Source organism: Exiguobacterium sp. s143 (assembly GCF_018618895.1).
GTDB classification, from domain to species: domain Bacteria; phylum Bacillota; class Bacilli; order Exiguobacteriales; family Exiguobacteriaceae; genus Exiguobacterium_A; species Exiguobacterium_A abrahamii.
This window is the reverse complement of sequence record NZ_JACSMX010000007.1, coordinates 40838-54389: the sequence shown is the minus strand read 5'-3', so window position 1 is coordinate 54389 and position 13552 is coordinate 40838. Positions and strand designations below refer to the sequence as shown.

Sequence of the window (13552 nt, the reverse complement as noted above, 5' to 3'; positions counted from 1 at the left end):
ACCGAAGTCACGATTGACGAAGCTTGCGCTTCATTCGTTTTTGTATTCCGTAGAATACGATTTTTGCCTCATCGTTCAGTTTTCAAAGTCCAATATGTCATTTGACGACTTTTAAATCTTACAGTAAAGTAATATGTGATGTCAATTACTTTTTTGAAGTTTTTTTCGTCTGTGACGCTCGCGTTTGGCGTGTGCCTCAGCGACATGTATTAATATATCAACTCTTGTTTTTTTCGTCAACTGTTTTTCTAAAAAAACTTTAGAAAAAAGATAGACCCGCTTGAACCGGTAAAACACTACCCGTTCGCGGGTCTTTTTCGTTACGCCTGTTTTTGAGATTGTCCTTGAGAAGCGGGCTTTTCTTGCAAGCGATGCAGCATTAGAATCTGATACGCATTACAGATTAAAAGTGTCGCAAGTGCCGCCCATAACATCCGCTTATCTTGTGTTGCCTGCAAAGCAGGTACCCATTCGATCAACGTGATGACTGTCATGAGGAACAATGTCGGAATGAACGCTGTGAAGTTCGTTTCCCGTGCTTTCGTCCGCGCTACTAAGAACGCTATTAACAGCAAGACGACCATCTCACCAATATAAAGGCTCGTCTTATCAAAGCCGTATGCTAATCCGCGTAGATAAACACCATCAAATAGTGCAAATGCGATCAAGACGACCTGGACACGATTCCAAAGCTTTGCGCCGCGGAATAAATCGAGTCCGACGCGATGTAAGATCAAGTACGAGAAGAATCCCATCAAACTGATGGCTGTCCACGTACTACTGTAGGAGAGAGCCGTCACATATCCGCTAATCGATTGATTTCGGATATATCCAGGTTCTGCTACCAAGTTAAACACGAAGCCGGCGAGCGTTCCGATTAGGAGCGTCATCCAAAACAGCTTCAAAAATCCTTTAATCTTCATTCTTATCCCTCTACTTTTTCGATGACACGCGTGGCGAGTTCATTATAGTACGTCTCAAATGGATGTTCATCGCGATAGATCGATGGGGCGAAGTCCGCATCATTCGCATATGGTTGTCCAAGTGGAATCTTAGCTAGAATATCGGTTTTTAACGCTTCTGACAACCTCTCTCCGCCACCACTACCGAAGACATATTCTTTTTCGCCTGTCACTTTACTTTCAAAGTACGCCATGTTCTCGACGATTCCGAGGAGACGATGGTTCGTTTTAATTGCCATTGCTCCTGCTCGTGCTGCAACGAAAGCGGCTGTTGCGTGAGGTGTCGTGACGATGACTTCCTGACAGCTCGGGAGCATCGAATGAATATCGAGTGCGACATCCCCTGTTCCCGGTGGAAGATCAAGCAACAAGTAATCGAGATCGCCCCATTCGACGTCTGCGAAGAAGTTGTTGAGCATCTTCCCGAGCATTGGTCCCCGCCAGATGACTGGTGCATTATCTTCGACGAAGAAGCCCATTGAGATGACCTTGACGCCAAAGCGTTCTGGTGGAACGATTCGGTCGTTCACGACAGTCGGACGTGTTTCGATTCCCATCATGTCTGGAACACTAAAGCCGTAGATATCGGCATCAATCAAACCGACCTTCTTCCCTGCTCGTGCGAGGGCGACTGCTAAGTTAACGGAAACCGTCGATTTCCCGACGCCCCCTTTACCAGAAGCGATCGCGATGAACGTCGTACCAGATTCTGGTTTGAGAATTGATGGTGTCGTAGCTGCTTGAATCCCGTGATCACCGAGTGCCTCAAAACGGAGTCCCACCGTCTTGAATCCTTTTTCTTTCAGTTCCTTGACGATTTGCTGTTGGAGCACGAGTTGCTCCCCAGAACCGGATTGTGCTAAAGCGATTTTCAGACTGACATAATCACCTTTAATCCGGACGTCACGAATGCCGTTCGTATCTGCAAGCGGGCGGTCAATCGTCGGATCGACGAGCGTTCCGACTACCTCGCGAATTTCTTGTTCATTCAACATAGTGCCTTCCCCCTGAAAACGTTCGATTTAATCCCTATTAGTATAACAAAAATAAGAGAGCGCTTGCACATTTCGACACCGGAAAGGATGACTTTTCCATGTCCAGTGTCGGTTTTCATCATTTTACTCGATCATTCGCTCGTTTTAGAACATTCGGTTCCATGTACCAGGACCCACGACACCATCGACATCAAGTCCTTGACGTGTTTGATAGGCACGCACCTTCTGAGCCGTCTCTGCATCAAAGCGCTGAGTCACGGTTGCTTTGACTGCACGTTGGATCCGTTCGATATCCCGCGGATTCATATTGGCTGCACCTTGATATAACGGACGACCTGGATACGGAACGATCGCACGAGAGCGATTAGTCGTTTCTTCAGACACTCCTAGTAATTCAAAGTGTGGATAATCCTTAAAGCTCGTCCAGTCCCCACCCCAAGAAAAGCCACGTCGTTTCATCGCAGCAACAATCTTTTGAAAGCTTTGGTCGTTTCGAAACAGCGCTTGTGTACCGTCTTTGGAATATTGAAAGAGGTCGACGGCAATGCCGCGGTTATGATTGGATTGTCCCCCACGTGCATTCGTTACGATTGGTCCCGGTAGTGTCCGTCCCTGTGCGTACAACCGATTCTGTTCTGCAATGGATCGGTACCCTTGTGCGACGCCTACATAAATCCCTTGCGCATGCATCTCCCGAATGACCTCTTGCGTCCGTTTGGCGACTTCTCGCGAAAGTCCCGAAGCATTCAACTTCCGATTCGCTCGCTCGAGTAACCAGCTGATCGATAATGCCATCTATGCTCACTCCCTTTGTCTCCTGTTCCCGAAAACAAAATCCGCTATACTTATGGAATGCAGAATGATTTTAACTCATATCAAAAGGAGCATCCTATGAAAAAACGCATCATTTGGACACTTGGCGTCACCTGTCTCTTACATCTTAGCTTCGTCCTGTATCTGACGCTGCAACCGACTGTCGCTACCGAGACGAAGTTACCGGACAATGCAACCGTCTTAAGTGAAGAAACCTCTTTTACAGGACATGTCGGTCAAGCGACGGCACATACACCTACCCAATTCATACAATCTCTCTTTGTTTGGAGCATCCCGCTGACGATCGTCATCCTCTACGTTCTTCTGACGATATTGCACCGATTACGCTCCACTCCGTCGACTTGACTTGAATCGCTGTTCTGACACTTCGTCAGGAGAGCGGTTTTTTAGTGCATAAAAAAACCTCCCACCACAAGGGTGAGAGGGATTCGAAAAGAATTAACGTTTCGAGAATTGTGGTGCACGACGAGCTGCTTTAAGACCGTATTTTTTACGCTCTTTCATACGAGCATCACGAGTCAAGAAGCCTTTCGCTTTGAGTGCGCCGCGGAATTCTGGATCCGCTTGAAGAAGAGCACGTGAGATACCGTGACGGATAGCGCCTGCTTGACCAGTGAAGCCGCCGCCTTTGACCGTTACGATTACATCGTACTTGCCTTCTGTTTCTGTGATTACGAGTGGTTCTTTTGCAGTCATGATCAATGTCTCATAACCGAAGTATTCGCTGATATCGCGACCGTTAACTGTGACTTTACCGTCTCCAGCAACGAGGAAAACGCGCGCTGCCGCGTGTTTCCGGCGACCAGTGCCGTAGTAACGTACATCTGCCATCGTGTAGTTCCTCCTAAATTCGTATTAACCGCGAAGTTCGTAAACTTCTGGTTGTTGTGCTTCGTGCTTGTGTGCAGCTCCAGCGTAGACGTGGAGTTTGTTGAACATTTGACGACCGAGGCTACCTTTTGGAAGCATCCCTTTGATCGCGAGTTCAAGCATGCGCTCAGGTTTGTTAGCAAGCATATCGCGTGCAACAGTCTGCTTTAAGCCGCCTGGATGACCAGAGTGACGGTAGTAGACTTTTTTATCGAGTTTGTTACCAGTTAAAACGATTTTCTCAACGTTGATGAGGATAACGTTATCCCCACAGTCAACGTGTGGTGTGAACGTAGGCTTGTGCTTACCACGGAGAAGTGATGAAACTTCGCTCGCAAGGCGACCGAGTGTTTTACCTTCAGCGTCGATAAGGAGCCATTTGCGTTCTACATCAGTAGCTTTCGCCATGAAAGTTGTGCGCATGTAAAATACCTCCTAAGGAATTAAAAGTTCTGTTTTTGATTTTTCATTTATTCACTAGGTGAATCTATCATAATCTTAGGTGTACGGGGCTAAGATTGTGGTTTCATAATAAATGAAATGCCAATAAACATTGTATGTTTTTTAATAGCCAATGTCAATTGCCTTTTTTCACTCCGGATAGAAAACTTCCCATAGATAGAGTCCATGGGGAGGCGCTGTCACGCCTGCGACGTTCCGGTCCTTTGCCAGCAACATTTTTTTTATGTCCTCTGGTGCAAAACGACCGCGTCCGACGTCAAGTAACGTCCCGACCATAATCCGGATTTGATTATAGAGAAACCCACTGCCCTGGAACCGAAAGACGAGTTCGTCACCGACTGTCATCAACTCTGCCTCGTAAATCGTCCGGACTCGGTTATCCGTTTCCGTCTTCGCGACACAGAACGAACTGAAATCGTGCGTGCCGACGAGATGTGCCATCCCTTGACGGATGAGCTCGAGATCGAGCGGATACGGAATATGAACCGATAGATTCCGACGAAACGCATTTTCTTCGCGGCGGACGAAATAGCGGTATTCCTTCCCTACGACATCGTAACGCGCTTCAAAGGTCGGTTCGACCTCCTCGCAGCTCCGGACACGAATATCCGCTGGTAAGAGCGTATTCAGTGCCTTGACGACGTTCTCCGGTGGAATCGCTAGTTCCGTATCAAAATGAATGACTTGCCCGTAGGCATGCACCCTCGCATCCGTCCGTCCCGACCCGATGATCTTGACGGGATGTTTGTGCATCCGCGCAAGTGTCGTTTCAATTACTTCTTGAATCGTCAATCCGTTTGGTTGCACCTGATACCCGGCGTAGCCGGTTCCGTCATACTGAATCGTACATTTTAAACGACGCATTAACCGATCCCTCGCAATCCTACTAAACTGATCGTTAGGAGGACGAGTAGGATGATCAGACCTGTATCCCGCATCGTCCACTTGGACTCCCGTAAGCGTGTCCGTCCCTCTCCTCCACGGTATCCCCGCGCTTCCATTGCTGTCGCAAGATCCTCTGCCCGCTTAAAGGCGGAGATGAACAACGGAATCAATAACGGAATGATCGCCCGTAAACGTTCCTTGATCGGTCCTGCCGATAAATCAACACCACGTGCTTGCTGTGCCTTCATGATTTTCTCCGTCTCCTCCGCTAAGGTTGGTAAGAACCGTAGCGAGATCGATAACATGAGCGCGATCTCATGCGTTGGAACACGGACGACCTTGAACGGCTTTAACAACAACTCAATCGCATCTGTCAATTCGATCGGTGAGGTCGTCAGCGTGACGAGTGTCGTGATCGAGACAAGATAGAAGAAACGTAATGAGACGATGATCGCGAGTCGCAGTCCTTCTTCATAGATCCGAAGCCAGCCGAACTCAAAGAGGACAGCCCCTTCGCGTGTGAAGAACAGCTGGATGACGAACGTAAAGACGATCAGGAAAAGAATCGGTCGCAGTCCCTTTAGAACATAACGAAGTGGTAACCGACTACTCATGAGTGCTAAGAACGTAAAGATGAGTAAAAAGATGTTCGTTGCTGCATTGTTCGCGAGAAAGACGAGCGGAATGAAGCAGAAAGCAAAGATGATCTTCGCAAGTGCCGACGACCGGTGCAAGTACGACTGACCGGGAATATGTTGTCCGACGATCATTCGCTCACCCCTTTCGTCATCAACCACTCGATCAATTCGGTCTCCGTCCGGATCTCCGGTCGTTGCAATCCACGCCGATCAGCGACTTGCCAAGCAAGCGATAGGACGTGCGGGAGATCGAGGTGGAATTGCTCGAGCAATGTCTCTTCTTTAAACAGATCAAGCGGTAGCCCGTCAAACGCCACCTGGGCGTCTTCCATGACGATGACACGCTCGGCATACTCAAGCACCTGATCCATGTCGTGCGTGATCAGGAGCAACGTCATACCGGTCTCTGCATGGAGCCGGGCAAATAGACTCAGCATATGCTTGCGCCCTTGCGGATCGAGTCCTGCCGTCGGCTCATCGACGATCAACACGTCTGGTTGACTAGCGAGTACGCCGGCAATTGCAACACGCCTCATTTGCCCACCAGACAGGTCAAACGGCGAACGACTCCAAAAGACTTCATCGAGTCCGACAGTCCGTAATGCCTCTTTCGCTAATTGCTCAGCCTTCGCGGCGTCATGACCGAAGTTCATCGGACCGAACATGACATCCTTTAAGACCGTCTCTTCGAACAATTGATATTCCGGATATTGAAAAACAAGCCCGACGCGACGTCTTAATGGCTTGAGGTCTTGTTTTTTCTTCGGTTCGACGATGATGTCATCGACTTGTACCTTCCCCGCTGTCGGCTTGAGCAACCCATTGATGTGCTGCACGAGCGTCGATTTCCCGGATCCGGTATGCCCTACAAACGCAACAAGCGCCCCTGACGGAATCTCAAGATTCACATCACGTAGCGCGACTCGTTCGAACGGACTATTGAGTTGATACGTATAATTTAATTCCTGGATTAAGATTGGCATAAACGGTTCACCAATTCTCTTTCATCTAGTATCGTCTCCTCGAGTGAGAGACCTTGCGCCCGTAAACGTTCTTGTACCCGAACAACGAATGGAACATCGAGTCCGATGTCTTCTAAGAACGATGCATGACGAAAGACTTCCTGAGGGGATCCTTCTAATACGATTTTCCCGGCATCCATGACGATGACACGACTAGCCCGTAATACTTCGTCTAATTCGTGTGTAATCGCGATGACCGCCATTGGGTGAGTCGCATGGAGTTCCTGAACGGTCGACATGACCTCTTGTCGTGCTAATGGATCAAGCATCGATGTAGCTTCATCGAGCACGAGAACATCAGGGCGCATCGCAAGCGCCGAAGCGATTGCGACACGCTGCTTCTGTCCGCCGGATAGTTGATGGGGTTCCCGATCAACAAAATCCGTAAGGCCAACGCGCGCTAGACTGTCGTCGATACGACGAACCATTTCCTCGCGTGGCACACCCCAGTTTTCTAGAGCAAATGCCACGTCGTCGCGCACGGTCGTGCCAACGAATTGATTATCTGGATTTTGGAAGACGATGCCGATTGCTCGGCGCATCTCCCACAGTTGCTCCGGATTCGCACTTGAAAAGCGCTCAGCAACCGTAACGGTCCCTGTCTCCGGTAACAACAATCCATTAAACAATTTCGTCAGCGTTGATTTTCCAGAGCCGTTGTGACCAACGATGGCGACCCATTCACCTGAACGAATCGTCAGAGAGACCTCGTGTAGGGCTGCTTGCTCCTGTTCCGGATACCGATAGGTGACCTGTTCCAGTTCAATCAGCTTGTCCATGATCTCTCCTCCTTCATCAAATCAATACTTTCATTTTGTAGCAAAAGGGCAGAAGCGGGATACGCACTGCCCTTTTATGGCGAATCATTTAATGAGGATTAAACGAGTTCGATGATGACCATTTCTGCGCCGTCACCACGACGTGGTCCCATTTTCATGATGCGTGTGTAACCACCTTGACGCTCAGCAAAACGTGGAGCCACATCAGCGAATAATTTTTGGATCGCGTCTTGTGCTTTGCCCTCTGCGTTTTGACCAGCAGCTTCACGGCGAACGAACGATGCAACTTGACGACGAGCGTGGAGATCACCGCGTTTACCTAAAGTGATAAGTTTCTCTACGACTGGACGAAGTTCCTTCGCTTTTTGTTCTGTAGTTTGGATACGCTCATTGATGATGAGATCAGTCGCAAGGTCACGCAAAAGTGCCTTACGTTGTGAGCTTGTACGGCCTAATTTCGAGTATGCCATGGATGGATTCCCTCCTTCGTGCAATTAATAGTATTAGTCTTCTTTGCGCAAGCCTAGTCCGAGTTCGTCGAGTTTCGCTTGAACTTCCTCGAGTGATTTACGTCCGAGGTTACGGACTTTCATCATCTCGTCTTCGCTCTTGTTCGCGAGTTCTTGAACCGTGTTGATACCAGCGCGTTTCAAACAGTTGTACGAACGAACTGAGAGATCGAGTTCTTCGATCGTCATTTCGAGTACTTTTTCTTTTTGATCTTCTTCCTTTTCGACCATGATTTCAGCATGGAGCGCTTCGTCCGTAAGACCAACAAAGATGTTTAAGTGTTCTGTCATGATTTTCGCACCGAGTGACACTGCTTCTTCAGGGCGGATTGAACCGTCCGTCCAAACATCTAGCGTCAACTTATCGAAGCTCGCATCTTGACCGACACGTGTTTTTTCAACTTGATAATTTACACGTTGAATTGGCGTGTAAATCGAGTCGATTGGGATTACACCGATTGGCATATCGTCCCGTTTGTTATCTTCAGCCTGAACATACCCACGACCACGGCGTGCTGTAAGACGCATATGAAGTGATGCACCTTCTGCAAGCGTTGCGATGTGAAGTTCTGGGTTGAGGATTTCGACGTCGCTGTCATGCGTAATGTTCGCAGCAGTGACAACACCAGCGCCTTGAATATCGATCTCAAGCGTTTTCTCTTCTTCCGAGTACACTTTGAGGGCGAGTTTCTTAAGGTTCAAGATGATTTGGGTAACGTCTTCTACAACGCCATCAATCGTCGAGAACTCATGAAGAACGCCATCGATTTGGACTGCAGTGACTGCAGCACCCGGAAGTGAAGACAATAGGATACGACGCAATGAGTTACCAAGCGTTGTACCGAATCCACGCTCAAGCGGCTCAACTACGAATTTACCAAACGTAGCGTTCTCGCTTAACTCGATCGTTTCAATCTTCGGTTTTTCGATTTCGATCATCTGAACCCCTCCTTGAATATCGTCATGTTGGCCATCGCGTTCAATCGCCAACCGCCTTGTGTACGTTTCTACTGCCTTGCTTGGTCAAACGATCAACAAAAGTCTACTCGAATCCCCGCTCTGCAGTACAAGACGGGTTACACGCGACGACGTTTTGGAGGGCGGCAACCGTTGTGTGGTACTGGAGTAACGTCACGGATTGCAGTGACTTCGAGACCGATTGCTTGAAGAGCACGGATAGCTGCTTCACGACCTGCACCAGGACCTTTAACGTTAACTTCTACAGTACGCATACCGTTATCCATTGCTGTTTTAGCAGCTGTTTCAGATGCCATTTGTGCAGCGAAAGGAGTCGATTTACGTGAGCCTTTGAAGCCCATGTTACCTGCAGTTGCCCAAGAGATTGCATTCCCTTGCATATCAGTGATCGTAACGATCGTGTTGTTGAATGTTGAACGGATATGCACGATACCAGATTCAATATTCTTTTTGACTTTACGTTTACTACGAACGTTCTGTTTGCGTTTTGCCATCTTAGTTTACCCTCCCTTACTTCTTCTTGTTCGCTACTGTACGGCGTGGGCCTTTACGAGTACGCGAGTTGTTTTTAGTGTTTTGACCACGAACTGGAAGACCACGACGGTGACGAACACCACGGTAGCAACCGATTTCGATCAAACGTTTGATGTTGAGTGAGATTTCACGACGAAGGTCACCCTCAACTTTGATTTTGTCTAAACCATCACGAAGTTGGTTCAATTGTTCCTCAGTCAAGTCGCGAGTACGAGTATCTTCAGAGATACCAGTTTCTTTCAAGACTTTTTGAGCAGTCGTTTTACCAACACCATAGATGTAAGTGAGTGAGATGACGATGCGTTTCTCACGTGGAATATCTACACCAGCAATACGTGCCATGTGTGCACCTCCTTGTTTAATTACCCTTGTTTTTGTTTATGCTTAGGGTTTTCGCAAATAACCATTACTTTGCCTTTACGGCGGATAACTTTACATTTTTCACAGATCGGTTTAACCGAAGGTCTTACTTTCATTGTGAATACCTCCTCCTGAAAAAATCGGAGTTTTTATTTGAAACGGTATGTGATCCGTCCGCGAGTCAAGTCGTATGGTGACAACTCAACCGTTACTTTATCTCCTGGCAAGATCCGAATGAAGTGCATCCGAATTTTTCCTGAGACGTGCGCGAGGACCGTGTGGCCGTTTTCTAACTCCACCTTAAACATCGCGTTTGGAAGCGGCTCGATAACCGTACCTTCCACTTCGATTACATCTTGTTTCGCCATCAATTATACCCCTTTCTCTATAAAGTTGATTGGGAGCCCAGACGATTTGTAGCGCTAGGGGCTTTCTACAAGAGCCATTGAGAGATCATCGGTCACAAACACGAGTGGATACTGGCTTATAGAAAGGTGACACCAATAACGCGCACAGCTCACTCTGCATCGACCGTTAAGATCTCGTAGCCGTCGTCTGTGATGGCGATGGTGTGCTCAAAGTGGGCGCACATGCTACCGTCCACCGTCACTACCGTCCAATTGTCGGATAGTGTGCGAACATAGCGTTTCCCGACGTTGACCATTGGCTCAATTGCCAGTGTCATGCCGGTTTTCAGGCGCGGCCCTTTCCCCGGTGGTCCATAATGTGGAATTTGCGGATCTTCATGCAAATTTTGTCCCACGCCGTGGCCCACATATTCGCGGACTACAGAAAAATTCGCAGCTTCAACATGTGACTGAATCGCATGCGAAATATCTGTCAGGTGCACGCCAGCTTTGGCGCGCTCCAATCCTTTATACAGAGATTCTTCAGTTACGTCAAGTAACCGCTTCGTCTCTTCAGAGATTGTACCTACCGGATATGTCCAGGCTGAATCTCCGTGATACCCATTGTACTCTGCTCCGATGTCAATCGAGATGATGTCACCGTCCTGAAGTACACGATCTCCCGGAATACCATGGACAAGCTCTTCGTTCACGGAAGCACAGATGCTACCCGTGAAACCATTATACCCTTTAAACGATGGTGTTGCCCCTTGACTTCGAATATAGCGTTCAGCGATCGCGTCGAGTTGCCCCGTCGTGATACCTGGGCGAATGTGAGCTTGAAGCTCCTTATGCGTCCGGGCGACGATTTGTCCTGCTTTACGCATGATGTCGATTTCACGCGGCGCTTTCGTGATGATCATTACTGATCACCAAGGAGTGCCTGAACATCGGAATATACATCGTTGATTGGACGATCACCGTCCAAATTACGAAGATACCCTTTTTCTGCGTAAAAGTCAATCAAAGGTTGCGCTTGAGCGACGTTGACTTCCAAGCGACGACGTACTGTCTCCTCTTGGTCATCTTCACGTTGTACAAGTGCTGATCCGTCGATATCACAGATCCCCTCCACTTTTGGTGGGTTGTAGAGAACATGATACGTTGCTCCGCAAGTTGGGCAAATCCGGCGACCTGTCAAACGAGGGACAAGTTTCTCCGGGTCTACACCGATGTGGATGACGTGATCAATTTGTTTGCCCAGATCTTCAAGTAATGCTTCAAGAGCATCTGCTTGTTTCACTGTGCGTGGGAAACCGTCAAGGAGAAAACCATTTGCACAGTCTTCTTTGGCGAGACGCTCACGTACGATGCCGATTGTGACTTCGTCCGGAACGAGTTCCCCTTTATCCATGTATGATTTCGCTTCTTGTCCGAGTGGCGTTGAATCTTTGATCGCCGCGCGGAACATGTCTCCTGTCGAGATGTGGGGGATCGCATAGTCTTCGATGATTTTCGCAGCCTGCGTTCCTTTACCAGCACCCGGCAAACCCATCAATACTAGATTCATGTCGGTAGCCTCCACTTCTATAGCTCTATAGACACAACAGAAAGGAAAGGGATGGTCCCCTTCCTCCCGCCTTATCGGATAAAGCCTTTGTAGTGTCGTTTAACCAATTGACTTTCAATCTGTTTCATCGTCTCTAGTCCTACACCGATGACGATCAACAAGCTCGTTCCACCAATCTGCACCGAGTTCGGTAAGCCAGCAAACTTAATAAAGAATGTCGGCGTCACCGCGATGACAGCGAGGAAGAGTGAACCGAAGAATGTCAGACGGTATAGAATCTTCGTGATGTACTGCTCCGTTTGCTTACCAGGACGAATACCAGGAATGTATCCGCCTTGTTTTTGAAGGTTCTCTGCCATTTGTTCCGGGTTAACCTGAACGAATGTGTAGAAGTACGAGAACGCGATGATCAGTGCCACATAGATCGACATACCGATTGGACTCGTATAGTCGAAAATGTCACGGATCTTCGTTGCCGTCTCCGGACTTGCAAAGAAACTCGCAATCGTTGGTGGCGTCACCATGAACGACACCGCGAAGATGACTGGAATAACACCGGCAGCGTTCAATTTAATCGGCAAGTGTGCCGATTGACCGCCAACTGGTGTCCGGTTCACCGTACGCTTAGCGTACTGAATCGGAATCTTACGTGCAGCTTGCTGAACATAGATGACTCCGACGATGACCGCAATGATGATTAAAAGCAAGAGTACGATATAAAGCACGTTTACAAACAAAGCATCCCCTGCATTTTGGAGCTTCGTTTCGTAAATCTGGCGGAATGCATTCGGGAAGCCCGCGACGATCCCAGCGAAGATGATCATTGATATCCCGTTACCAATGCCCTTCTCCGTGATGAGTTCACCGATGAACATCAAGAATGCTGTTCCCGCTGTCAATACGAGTGCAATCATAACGTATGTCCAGGTGCCGAACTGTTCGTCGACAAGACCTGGGTAGATACGGTTAAATCCAAGCGCGATTCCAAACGCTTGGACTAAGCCGAGTACGATCGTTCCATAGCGCGTTACCGTTGCTAACTTCTTACGGCCCGCCTCTCCTTGTTTTGCCCATTCGGCAAACTTTGGAACAACGTCCATCTGTAAGAGTTGGACAACGATCGAGGCCGTGATATACGGCATGATTCCCATCGCAAAGAGTGAGAAATTCTGCAAAGCATTCCCGCCGAACGAGTTCAAGAAACCAAGAATACCATTCTGGTCAATCTTGAACACTTCCGTGTTTACCATCGGCACCGGGATATGTGCTCCAATCCGGAACACGATAACCAATGCCAAGGTAAAGAGAATGCGCCGACGAATGTCAGCTACGCGCCACATATTGGAGATCGCTTGAAACATTAGATCACCTCAACCGTACCGCCGGCAGCTTCGATTGCTTGCTTCGCAGCGTCGGAGAACTTATGAGCTTTGACTGTTAGTTTCTTTTCGATCTTACCGTTAGAAAGAATTTTCACGCCGTCTTTCATGCCTTTGACTGCACGAGTCTCGACAAGAAGTTCTGGAGTGACTTCAGTTCCTTCTTCAAAACGGTTGAGTGTGTCAAGGTTAATGACCGCGAACTCTTTACGAGTTGGGTTGTTGAAGCCGCGTTTTGGTAAACGACGGTAAAGTGGGTTTTGTCCACCTTCGAAACCTGGACGAACACCACCGCCTGAACGAGCTTTTTGACCTTTGTGACCACGGCCAGAAGTCTTACCGTTACCAGAAGACATACCGCGACCTACACGGTTGCGTTCTGAACGTGAACCAGCAGCTGGTTTCAATTCATGGAGTTTCATAGTGGG

The 13552-nt window shown here is 48.3% G+C and carries 20 protein-coding genes; 1 reads left to right on the top strand and 19 read right to left on the bottom strand.

Features of this window, described 5'->3' with window-relative positions; genetic code table 11:
* Window positions 1-320: 320 nt before the first annotated feature.
* From KNQ03_RS16325 to KNQ03_RS16315, 3 genes are all read right to left on the bottom strand, one after another.
* Window positions 321-923 (bottom strand): KinB-signaling pathway activation protein, encoded by a 603-nt coding sequence (locus KNQ03_RS16325; RefSeq protein WP_058266102.1) that lies wholly within the window; start codon window positions 921-923, stop codon window positions 321-323.
* 2 nt (window positions 924-925) lie between these two features.
* Complete coding sequence (locus KNQ03_RS16320) at window positions 926-1957, bottom strand: Mrp/NBP35 family ATP-binding protein (protein ID WP_023466657.1); 1032 nt, start codon at window positions 1955-1957, stop codon at window positions 926-928.
* A gap of 144 nt (window positions 1958-2101) precedes the next feature.
* The gene (locus KNQ03_RS16315) at window positions 2102-2752 is read right to left on the bottom strand and encodes a M15 family metallopeptidase (protein WP_214725593.1); all 651 of its coding nucleotides are present in this window, start codon (window positions 2750-2752) and stop codon (window positions 2102-2104) included.
* Window positions 2753-2848: 96 nt separating this feature from the next.
* Between KNQ03_RS16315 and KNQ03_RS16310 the strand changes: the two genes are divergently transcribed.
* The gene (locus tag KNQ03_RS16310) at window positions 2849-3136 is read left to right on the top strand and encodes a hypothetical protein (RefSeq protein WP_214725591.1); all 288 of its coding nucleotides are present in this window, start codon (window positions 2849-2851) and stop codon (window positions 3134-3136) included.
* A 93-nt stretch (window positions 3137-3229) separates the two neighbouring features.
* Here the strand turns inward: KNQ03_RS16310 and rpsI are convergent, their stop codons facing one another.
* The 16 genes from rpsI to rplO all read right to left on the bottom strand — a co-directional run bounded on the left by rpsI (window position 3230) and on the right by rplO (window position 13546).
* Window positions 3230-3622, bottom strand: a complete 393-nt coding sequence (gene rpsI, locus KNQ03_RS16305; protein WP_023466655.1) for a 30S ribosomal protein S9 — start codon at window positions 3620-3622, stop codon at window positions 3230-3232.
* Between the two features lie 24 nt (window positions 3623-3646).
* Window positions 3647-4084: a 50S ribosomal protein L13 gene (rplM, locus tag KNQ03_RS16300; protein WP_023466654.1), complete on the bottom strand. Its 438-nt coding sequence runs from the start codon at window positions 4082-4084 to the stop codon at window positions 3647-3649.
* Between the two features lie 168 nt (window positions 4085-4252).
* Window positions 4253-4987, bottom strand: a complete 735-nt coding sequence (gene truA / locus KNQ03_RS16295) for a tRNA pseudouridine(38-40) synthase TruA (protein ID WP_149426608.1) — start codon at window positions 4985-4987, stop codon at window positions 4253-4255.
* On the bottom strand, window positions 4987-5778 hold the full coding sequence (locus tag KNQ03_RS16290) for an energy-coupling factor transporter transmembrane component T family protein (protein ID WP_149426607.1): 792 nt from the start codon (window positions 5776-5778) through the stop codon (window positions 4987-4989). The genes truA and KNQ03_RS16290 overlap by 1 nt, the downstream gene beginning before the upstream one ends.
* Window positions 5775-6629, bottom strand: coding sequence for an energy-coupling factor transporter ATPase (locus tag KNQ03_RS16285; protein ID WP_149426606.1), 855 nt, complete (start codon window positions 6627-6629; stop codon window positions 5775-5777). The genes KNQ03_RS16290 and KNQ03_RS16285 overlap by 4 nt, the downstream gene beginning before the upstream one ends.
* Window positions 6617-7447 (bottom strand): energy-coupling factor ABC transporter ATP-binding protein, encoded by an 831-nt coding sequence (locus tag KNQ03_RS16280; RefSeq protein WP_029343095.1) that lies wholly within the window; start codon window positions 7445-7447, stop codon window positions 6617-6619. The genes KNQ03_RS16285 and KNQ03_RS16280 overlap by 13 nt, the downstream gene beginning before the upstream one ends.
* A gap of 98 nt (window positions 7448-7545) precedes the next feature.
* Entirely contained in the window at window positions 7546-7917 is a 372-nt protein-coding gene (gene rplQ / locus KNQ03_RS16275) for a 50S ribosomal protein L17 (protein WP_023466649.1), read from the bottom strand.
* A gap of 33 nt (window positions 7918-7950) precedes the next feature.
* Window positions 7951-8895, bottom strand: coding sequence for a DNA-directed RNA polymerase subunit alpha (locus KNQ03_RS16270; protein WP_023466648.1), 945 nt, complete (start codon window positions 8893-8895; stop codon window positions 7951-7953).
* 137 nt (window positions 8896-9032) lie between these two features.
* Window positions 9033-9428, bottom strand: coding sequence for a 30S ribosomal protein S11 (rpsK, locus tag KNQ03_RS16265; RefSeq protein ID WP_023466647.1), 396 nt, complete (start codon window positions 9426-9428; stop codon window positions 9033-9035).
* A 16-nt stretch (window positions 9429-9444) separates the two neighbouring features.
* Complete coding sequence (gene rpsM, locus KNQ03_RS16260; RefSeq protein WP_023466646.1) at window positions 9445-9810, bottom strand: 30S ribosomal protein S13; 366 nt, start codon at window positions 9808-9810, stop codon at window positions 9445-9447.
* Window positions 9811-9830: 20 nt separating this feature from the next.
* Window positions 9831-9944, bottom strand: a complete 114-nt coding sequence (rpmJ, locus tag KNQ03_RS16255) for a 50S ribosomal protein L36 (RefSeq protein ID WP_003156543.1) — start codon at window positions 9942-9944, stop codon at window positions 9831-9833.
* 33 nt (window positions 9945-9977) lie between these two features.
* Window positions 9978-10196 carry a translation initiation factor IF-1 gene (gene infA / locus KNQ03_RS16250; RefSeq protein WP_012369032.1) on the bottom strand — a complete coding sequence of 73 codons (219 nt, stop codon included), beginning with the start codon at window positions 10194-10196 and terminating at the stop codon, window positions 9978-9980.
* A 149-nt stretch (window positions 10197-10345) separates the two neighbouring features.
* Window positions 10346-11098: a type I methionyl aminopeptidase gene (map, locus tag KNQ03_RS16245; protein WP_023466644.1), complete on the bottom strand. Its 753-nt coding sequence runs from the start codon at window positions 11096-11098 to the stop codon at window positions 10346-10348.
* Window positions 11098-11745 carry an adenylate kinase gene (locus KNQ03_RS16240; protein ID WP_023466643.1) on the bottom strand — a complete coding sequence of 216 codons (648 nt, stop codon included), beginning with the start codon at window positions 11743-11745 and terminating at the stop codon, window positions 11098-11100. Before KNQ03_RS16240 ends, map begins: the two co-directional genes overlap by 1 nt.
* 71 nt (window positions 11746-11816) lie before the next feature.
* Window positions 11817-13106, bottom strand: coding sequence for a preprotein translocase subunit SecY (secY, locus tag KNQ03_RS16235; RefSeq protein ID WP_023466642.1), 1290 nt, complete (start codon window positions 13104-13106; stop codon window positions 11817-11819).
* Window positions 13106-13546 (bottom strand): 50S ribosomal protein L15, encoded by a 441-nt coding sequence (rplO, locus tag KNQ03_RS16230; RefSeq protein ID WP_035399353.1) that lies wholly within the window; start codon window positions 13544-13546, stop codon window positions 13106-13108. Before rplO ends, secY begins: the two co-directional genes overlap by 1 nt.
* Window positions 13547-13552 lie beyond the last annotated feature (6 nt).

What these genes read in the sequence shown, in the direction of transcription:
- rplM (WP_023466654.1), bottom strand. Translation starts at nt 4,084, where the DNA reads ATGCGCACAACTTTCATGGCGAAAGCTACTGATGTAGAACGCAAATGG.
- KNQ03_RS16285 (WP_149426606.1), bottom strand. Translation starts at nt 6,629, where the DNA reads ATGCCAATCTTAATCCAGGAATTAAATTATACGTATCAACTCAATAGT.
- KNQ03_RS16240 (WP_023466643.1), bottom strand. Translation starts at nt 11,745, where the DNA reads ATGAATCTAGTATTGATGGGTTTGCCGGGTGCTGGTAAAGGAACGCAG.
- rplQ (WP_023466649.1), bottom strand. Translation starts at nt 7,917, where the DNA reads ATGGCATACTCGAAATTAGGCCGTACAAGCTCACAACGTAAGGCACTT.
- rpsK (WP_023466647.1), bottom strand. Translation starts at nt 9,428, where the DNA reads ATGGCAAAACGCAAACAGAACGTTCGTAGTAAACGTAAAGTCAAAAAG.
- KNQ03_RS16320 (WP_023466657.1), bottom strand. Translation starts at nt 1,957, where the DNA reads ATGTTGAATGAACAAGAAATTCGCGAGGTAGTCGGAACGCTCGTCGAT.
- truA (WP_149426608.1), bottom strand. Translation starts at nt 4,987, where the DNA reads ATGCGTCGTTTAAAATGTACGATTCAGTATGACGGAACCGGCTACGCC.
- KNQ03_RS16280 (WP_029343095.1), bottom strand. Translation starts at nt 7,447, where the DNA reads ATGGACAAGCTGATTGAACTGGAACAGGTCACCTATCGGTATCCGGAA.
- KNQ03_RS16310 (WP_214725591.1), top strand. Translation starts at nt 2,849, where the DNA reads ATGAAAAAACGCATCATTTGGACACTTGGCGTCACCTGTCTCTTACAT.
- KNQ03_RS16325 (WP_058266102.1), bottom strand. Translation starts at nt 923, where the DNA reads ATGAAGATTAAAGGATTTTTGAAGCTGTTTTGGATGACGCTCCTAATC.
- secY (WP_023466642.1), bottom strand. Translation starts at nt 13,106, where the DNA reads ATGTTTCAAGCGATCTCCAATATGTGGCGCGTAGCTGACATTCGTCGG.
- rpmJ (WP_003156543.1), bottom strand. Translation starts at nt 9,944, where the DNA reads ATGAAAGTAAGACCTTCGGTTAAACCGATCTGTGAAAAATGTAAAGTT.
- map (WP_023466644.1), bottom strand. Translation starts at nt 11,098, where the DNA reads ATGATCATCACGAAAGCGCCGCGTGAAATCGACATCATGCGTAAAGCA.
- rpsM (WP_023466646.1), bottom strand. Translation starts at nt 9,810, where the DNA reads ATGGCACGTATTGCTGGTGTAGATATTCCACGTGAGAAACGCATCGTC.
- infA (WP_012369032.1), bottom strand. Translation starts at nt 10,196, where the DNA reads ATGGCGAAACAAGATGTAATCGAAGTGGAAGGTACGGTTATCGAGCCG.
- rpsI (WP_023466655.1), bottom strand. Translation starts at nt 3,622, where the DNA reads ATGGCAGATGTACGTTACTACGGCACTGGTCGCCGGAAACACGCGGCA.
- rplO (WP_035399353.1), bottom strand. Translation starts at nt 13,546, where the DNA reads ATGAAACTCCATGAATTGAAACCAGCTGCTGGTTCACGTTCAGAACGC.
- KNQ03_RS16315 (WP_214725593.1), bottom strand. Translation starts at nt 2,752, where the DNA reads ATGGCATTATCGATCAGCTGGTTACTCGAGCGAGCGAATCGGAAGTTG.
- KNQ03_RS16290 (WP_149426607.1), bottom strand. Translation starts at nt 5,778, where the DNA reads ATGATCGTCGGACAACATATTCCCGGTCAGTCGTACTTGCACCGGTCG.
- KNQ03_RS16270 (WP_023466648.1), bottom strand. Translation starts at nt 8,895, where the DNA reads ATGATCGAAATCGAAAAACCGAAGATTGAAACGATCGAGTTAAGCGAG.